The organism is Roseisolibacter sp. H3M3-2 (genome assembly GCF_029211165.1).
GTDB lineage: Bacteria > Gemmatimonadota > Gemmatimonadetes > Gemmatimonadales > Gemmatimonadaceae > Roseisolibacter.
Map to the genome: position 1 here is coordinate 1 of NZ_JARGEK010000302.1, position 6,126 is coordinate 6,126.

The 6,126-nt window shown below is 76.8% G+C and carries 5 protein-coding genes; 2 read left to right on the forward strand and 3 right to left on the reverse strand.

Annotated features, from left to right (window positions below; translation table 11 throughout):
- Nucleotides 1-1,805, reverse strand: a 1,805-nt coding sequence (locus PYV61_RS19460) for a DEAD/DEAH box helicase (protein ID WP_345785266.1), incomplete at its 3' end; no start/stop codon positions are given.
- A gap of 178 nt (nucleotides 1,806-1,983) precedes the next feature.
- Entirely contained in the window at nucleotides 1,984-2,406 is a 423-nt protein-coding gene (locus PYV61_RS19465; RefSeq protein WP_345785267.1) for a four-helix bundle copper-binding protein, read from the reverse strand.
- Between the two features lie 174 nt (nucleotides 2,407-2,580).
- Between PYV61_RS19465 and PYV61_RS19470 the strand changes: the two genes are divergently transcribed.
- Both PYV61_RS19470 and PYV61_RS19475 read left to right on the forward strand, forming a co-directional pair.
- Nucleotides 2,581-2,811, forward strand: coding sequence for a hypothetical protein (locus PYV61_RS19470; protein ID WP_275834720.1), 231 nt, complete (start codon nucleotides 2,581-2,583; stop codon nucleotides 2,809-2,811).
- Between the two features lie 322 nt (nucleotides 2,812-3,133).
- Entirely contained in the window at nucleotides 3,134-4,906 is a 1,773-nt protein-coding gene (locus PYV61_RS19475) for an Ig-like domain-containing protein (RefSeq protein ID WP_275834722.1), read from the forward strand.
- A 4-nt stretch (nucleotides 4,907-4,910) separates the two neighbouring features.
- Here the strand turns inward: PYV61_RS19475 and PYV61_RS19480 are convergent.
- The coding region (locus tag PYV61_RS19480; protein ID WP_275834725.1) for an amidohydrolase family protein at nucleotides 4,911-6,126 on the reverse strand (1,216 nt) is incomplete at its 5' end.

Below are 6,126 nucleotides of genomic sequence, written 5' to 3' on the forward strand. Positions count from 1 at the left end.
GGAGTTGAGACCACGATTTGTCTTCCTAAGACCGCTTGGCCTCCGACTTCCTCGCGGGCGTCGCCGCCCCAGCCGTCGCGGCGCGGGCGCTCGCGCTCGTACCCGCGCTCCTCGCGCGGCGGACGCTCGTAGCCGCGGTCGAAGCCGCGCTCCTCCCGCGGGCGCTCGGCGCGCTCCGGACGCTCCGCCCGCTCGGCGCGCTCGCCCCGCTCGGGACGCGCGAACCGGTCGCCGCGGTCGCCGCGGTCCGGACGCTCGGTCCGCTCGCGTCCGCCGAACCGGCTGCCGCGATCGCCACGGTCGCCGCGATCCCCGCGGTCGAAGCGGTCGCCGCGCCCGAAGCGGTCGCTCCGCCCGCGCCCCGGCCCCGACGGAAAGTTCAGCGCCGGGATGTCCTGCGCGTCCTGCTCGGCCGCCGCGCCCCCCTCGGCCGCGTGCGCCAGCTGGACCGCCGCCATCGCGACGTCCATCACGTCGAATTCCTCGGCCAGCGACTGCACCACGCCGCGGTACTGGTCGAAGCCGTCGGCCACGATCGCCTCGCGCAGCGACGCCCGCAGCAGCTCCAGCCGGCGCGCCCGCAGGTCGACCACCGACGGCACCGCCTCGACGCGGATCGGCTGCCCGGTCAGCTCCTCGATGTTGCGCAGCAGGCGGTGCTCGCGCGGCTGCGCCAGCGTGATCGCCACGCCCTCGCGCCCCGCGCGCCCCGTGCGCCCGATGCGGTGCACGTAGACGTCGGGCGACGTCGGCAGGTCGTAGTTCACGACGTGCGACAGCTGCTCCACGTCGAGCCCGCGCGCCGCGACGTCGGTCGCGATCAGCAGCTCGGTGCTCCCCTCGCGGAAGCGGCGCATCACGCGGTCGCGCTGGTCCTGCGACAGCCCGCCGTGCAGCGCCTCGGCGCGGTAGCCGCGCCCCGCCAGCGACTCGGTCAGCTCGTCCACCTCGCCGCGCGTGCGGCAGAAGACGATCGCCGACGTCGGCGCCTCCATGTCGAGCACGCGGCCGAGGGCGGCCAGCTTGTGCTCGCGGCGCACCACGAACGCCGTCTGCCGCACGCGCGGCGCCTCGCCCGGGGCGACGCGCTCGCGCGCGATCGACACGCGCTCGGGGTCGCGCAGGTGGCGCTCGCCGATGGCGGCGATGCGCGGCGGCATGGTGGCGCTGAACAGCGCCGTCTGGCGCCCCGTGTCGGCCGGCGGCAGCTGCTCGAGGATCGACTCCAGCTCGTCGGCGAAGCCCATGTCGAGCATCTCGTCGGCCTCGTCGAGCACCGCGGTCCCGACGCGCGACAGGTCGAGCGTCTTGCGGTTGATGTGGTCGAGCACGCGCCCGGGCGTCCCCACCACCACGTCGACGCCGCGCTGCAGCGCGCGCAGCTGCGGCTCGAACGCCTGCCCGCCGTAGACGGCCAGCACGCGCGCGCCGAAGCCCTTGCCGTACTTGTGGATCGCCTCGGCGACCTGCATCGCCAGCTCGCGCGTCGGCACGAGGACCAGCGCGCCCGGGGCGCGGCGGCGGTCGCTCCGCGACTCGTGCGCCAGCAGCCGGTGCAGCAGCGGGAGGGCGAACGCGGCCGTCTTCCCGGTCCCGGTGGCGGCCTGGCCGAGCAGGTCGCGCCCGGCCAGCAGCGGCGGGATGGCGGCGGCCTGGATCGGGGTCGGCTCCTCGTAGCCGAGGGCGGTCAGCGCCTGCAGCAGCGCGCGGTCGAGCCCGAGGGCGGCGAAGCCGGGCTGCTCGTCGTTCGCGTCCGGCGCGGTCGCGTCCGGGGCGTCCGGGGCGTCGGGCGCCTCCGGGGGCATCTGGGTCTCGTCGGCGGGCATGCGGTCGTTCACGGGTCACCTCGCCGCGCGACGCGCGGCTGTTCGGTCGGCGAAGCCCCGCTCCGCACGAGCCATTCCGGTCCTGGGATGCAAACAGGGCGCGGGGCGGCGGGCCACACGAACGGCCGGCCGCCCCGCGCTCTCACAGGGGCGAAAGCTAGGCGCGCCCGGGGAGCCGCGCCAGCAGCCGCCCGCACGCCTCCTCGCAGCGCAAGCACGCCTCGGCGCAGGCGCGGCAGTGGTCGTGGTGCGCGGCGTGGCGCTCGCACTCGGCGCCGCACGCCTGGCAGGCGGCCAGGCACGCGCGCAGCAGCCCGCCCACCACCGGCGAGTCGGGGGCGGTCAGGCGCGCGAGGATGCGTCCCGTCGCGTCGCAGATGTCGGCGCAGTCCTGGTTGAGCCGGATGCAGGCGCGCAGCTCGGCCACCCCGGGCTCGGCGAGGCAGGCGTCGGCGCACGCCGAGCAGGTCAGGGCGCAGTCGACGCAGGCCTCGATCGCCTCGAGCAGCGCCCCCTCGTCGCCGGCCAGCTCGACCGGGGCGGGGTGCGCGCGGAGCATCCGGCGCATGTGGTCCTGCATGCTGGGGGCGGCGGGCGCGAGCGGCATGGCGCGGTCTCCTGGGAAGGGGCCGCGGCCCCTCGCCGCAGGGGGCGGGCCGCGCCCGCGCCTCCACCCCGGCGGCCCGGTCCCTGCACTACGGCAGCCGCGGCCGTACCTCCCTGGTGCGGCCCCGGACCCGTCGTTCCACGCGCAATGTCGACTTCGCTTCCCGACTCCCCCGAGCTCGCCCCCGACATCACCTCCGCCGAGGCGGCCGACGAGCGCCGCCACCTGCTGCGCCTGCGCGAGCTGTGCGACGAGGTGCTGGCGACCCAGCGCGTGTCCGAGGGACGCGACATCATGACCGACGACGAGCGCCAGGAGGCGCGCCAGCTGCTGGCGTCGTTCGCCCCGCGCGTCGGGCGCCGCGAGCGCGGGCGCTGAGGCGTCCGCTCCCCGCCCCATCCGTAGACGGGGCGTCCGGCGACCGATAGGCTGAGGGGGCCGGTCCCCCTCCCGCCTCTCCCCGCCGCATGCCCCCCTCCGATCCCGCCCGTTCCCGGGCGCGCTCGCTCGCGCCCCTCGCCACCCTGCTCGTGCTCGCCGCCTGCGGCGGGGGCGGCGACGGCCCGACCGGGGCGGCCCCGACGGCGGCGGCACCCCGACCGCGGTCGCGCGCCTCCAGCTGGGGACCGCCCCCGACTCGCTGAGCGAGCAGGAGGAACGGCAGTACACGGCCGCCGCGAGCGCCGCCGACGGGCGCGCGGTGACCGGCACGGCGCTCACGTGGAGCTCCTCCGACACGACGGTCCTGGTCGTGTCGTCGTCGGGCGCGGCGCGCGGCGTGCGCCCCGGGCGCGCGACGCTGCGCGTGAGCGCCGGCGCGGTGTCGGCCGAGGCGTCGCGGCGCGTGGTCGCCGCCCCGGTGGCCGACGTGCGCATCCGCGGCGCCGACAGCGTGGTCGTGGGCGCGAGCGCCGCGCTGACCGCCGAGCCCACCGACCCGACCGGGCGCGCGCTGCTCGGGCGCACCGTGACGTGGGGGGTCGCCGACACGACCGTCGCCCGCGTCGACGGCGCGGGGGTGGTGCGCGGCATCGCGGTCGGCCGCACGACCGTCACCGCCAGCGTCGGCGCGGTGACCGGCACCCGCGCGGTGGTGGTGCGCGGGCCGCTCGCCGCGTCGCTCGCCTTCGTGCGGGTCCCCGACTCGCTGTGGACGGGGCTGCGCGACAGCGTGCGGGCGCAGTTCACCGACTCGGCGGGGCGGCCGGTGACCGACGGACGCGCGGTCACGTACTCGAGCGACGCCCCGACGGTCGTCGAGGTGCAGGCGGACGGGCGCATCCGGCCGCTGGCGGCGGGGACGGCGACGATCCGCGCGGCCGGCGACCGGCTGACGGCGACGCGCACGGTGACGGTGCGCGTGGCGCCGGTGGCGCAGGTGGTGGTGGCGCCCGACACGCTGGTCGTGCTCAACGGCTCGGGGTCGCAGCTCTACCCGATCCTCGTCGACCTGGGAGGGGTGCGGCAGTTCCGGCGCGCCGTGGCGTACCAGTCGGACAACCCGGCGGTGGCGACGGTGAGCGCCACCGGCGCCGTGCGCGCCGCGGCGCTGGGGACGACGACGGTGCGCGTGACGTCGGAGCGCGGCGTCGGCACGGCGGTGGTGCGCGTGATCGAGCCGCCGGCCGACCGGTTCCGCGTCGAGCTGCGCTTCGTCACGCCGTCGGAGCGGCAGTTCGAGGAGGCGTTCCGCAACGGGGTGGCCGACTGGGAGCGCGCGATCATGCAGACCGGCGGGCCGGTGAGCCTCTCGATCCCCGCCGGCGCGTGCTTCAACGACGTCGCGGTGAACGGCGAGACGGTGCGCCACCTGCTGATCTTCGTGCGCCTCGAGAACATCGACGGCCGCGGCGGCACGCTCGGGCAGGCGGGCGCCTGCTCGGTGCGCACCACGACCCTGCTGCCGCTGGTGGGCGGCATGCGCTTCGACACGACCGACCTCCGCGCGCTCTACAACGCCGGCACGCTGCAGGCGGTGGTGACGCACGAGATCGGGCACGTGCTCGGCGTGAGCCGCAGCATCTGGAACATCGGCAACCGGCTGCTGGCGCCGGCCGTCGCGACGGCGCAGGACCCGCGCTTCGTCGGCCGGCGCGGCGCGCTGGCGTCGGCGGGGATGGGATTCACCAACCTCGGCGAGGGCGCGATGCTCGAGACCGAGGGGGGCACCGGCACCGCCGGCTCGCACTGGCGCGAGCAGACGTACACGATCGAGCTGATGACCGGCTTCATGGAGAGTCCCACCGTGCCGGGAACGCAGCTCGAGCGCCGGCCGATGAGCCTCCTGACGATCGAGTCGCTCGGCGACGTGGGCTACCAGGTGGCCCACAGCGCCGCCGACGTCTTCGGGCGCCTGCTCGAGAGCCCGCTCTCGGCGGCCGCACTCGCCGACCGCCTGCCGACGCTCTTCCGCACGGCCGCCCCGGCGTCGCTTCCGCACGCCGATCCGCTGCCGGCGCCGCGCCCGCGCTGAGCGCCTAGTCCTCCGGCGCCTGCGCGGCCTTGTCGCCGCGCAGGTGCCAGTCGCGCTTGCTCTCGGCGAGGAACCGCTCGCGCACCACCGGCGCGCCGTCGGCCACCACCACGCGCCCCATCGCGGCGACGTGCCGCACCGCGAACGTGTCGCGGTCGAGCACCACGACGTCGCCGTCCATCCCCTCGGCGAGCCGCCCCTTCCGCCCCAGCTTCAGCACGCGGGCGACGTTCTCGGTCACCAGGCGCAGCGCGTCCGACGGCGCGACGCCGTGGTGCCGCACCAGCCGGCACAGCTCGCGCGCCAGCGTGTCGGGCGCGTTGGAGTCGGCGTCCGACGACGCCGTGAGCCGGTCGAGCGGGCCGCCCCGGTCGCGGTAGTACGCGTACCAGCGCGGCAGGTCCTCGGCGGCCGTGTCGAAGTCCACCGTGGCCCCCGCGCGCGCCAGCTCGATCGCCTCGTCGAGCAGTCGCGCGTTGCGCTGCACGTGCGTCGGGTAGAGCCACTCCGGCTTCACCCCGTGGCCGTCGATGAGGTCGCGCAGCGGCTGCAGGCGCGTCTCCTCCTCGCCGACGTGGAAGTGCGTGACCCCCGCCTTCCCCGTCAGCAGCCCGCCGACGTGCGTGTCGCGCACCAGCTTCGCCAGCTCCTGCGCCGACTGGTTGAGCCCGCGCTCGTCCGAGACGGCGATCTCCCCCGCGCCGATCACCGGGTCCAGGAACAGCATGTCCTCGCGGATCGACCCCATGACCGTCGTCGGCGGGACGTTGTAGCCGCCCGACCACATGCGCGTCGTGATCCCTTCCTCGGCGAGCCCCTTCACGTGGCCGAGCAGCCCGGCCATCGTCTTCATCGTCGTGTCGACGCCGAGCACGCCGACGACGGTCGTGATGCCGGCGCGCACGATCTCGCGCAGGTTGAGCATCGGCGACTGGAGCGACAGCCCGCCCTCGCCGCTCCCGCCGAGCAGGTGCTCGTGCGCGTCGATGAGCCCGGGGGCGACCCAGGCGTCGGCCGCGTCGACCACCGCGTAGGCGAGCCCGAGCCGGTCGAGCGCGCCGCGGTCGACGGCGCCGACGCGCGCGACGCGCCCGTGGACGAGCAGGACGTCGCCGCGCCCCGCCGGCGCCGGGGTGAGCAGCTCGCCGCCGACGATCAGGACGGCCGGGGGCGGCGCCTCGTCCACGGGCGGCTCGCCGGCGCCGGCGCTCAGCGGCCGG

Bases quoted from the DNA above. Each gene is read 5' to 3' on its own strand.
- PYV61_RS19470 (WP_275834720.1), top strand. From the start codon at position 2,581: ATGTCGACTTCGCTTCCCGACTCCCCCGAGCTCGCCCCCGACATCACC.
- PYV61_RS19465 (WP_345785267.1), bottom strand. From the start codon at position 2,406: ATGCAGGACCACATGCGCCGGATGCTCCGCGCGCACCCCGCCCCGGTC.